Genomic DNA, 385 nt, shown 5'->3' on the forward strand with positions numbered 1-385 from the left:
AAAGGCCAGTCGATAAATATCTGGATTCAAAGCGACCGTTATACCACTGACATGAAACCAATCGACACCGTCAAACATACCTTCCAAATCATACTCTTCTTCCTTGGATAAGCTAAAGGCAGAATAATCACGGTCGTAGGTCACCTGGCTAGGTCTAAGAGAGAAGCCCTTTTGATAATAATAAATCCCCAGCCTTCCTTTTTTTCGAATCAGATGCTTCTGTCCAATCTGCCGTGCAAAGAGAAAGTGTTCTGCCATCTTTCCCACTTCATTTTCAGGAAGTGCCGTCACCAACTCAACTGAATGCCCCAACTGTGCTAAACTGGCCAAGACATTCAACTCTGAGCCACCAAACTGACAATCTAAACTGGTAGCTTGTGTTAGG

General features: G+C 43.9%; 1 protein-coding gene. It reads right to left on the reverse strand.

What is annotated here, in order from left to right:
- Positions 1-385 (reverse strand): PfkB family carbohydrate kinase (locus C1G53_RS00215; RefSeq protein WP_238139075.1); only part of this gene is annotated, 385 nt, incomplete at both ends.

Origin of the sequence: Streptococcus suis (genome assembly GCF_002960445.1) — a bacterium.
Taxonomy (GTDB): Bacteria; Bacillota; Bacilli; order Lactobacillales; family Streptococcaceae; genus Streptococcus; species Streptococcus hyiners.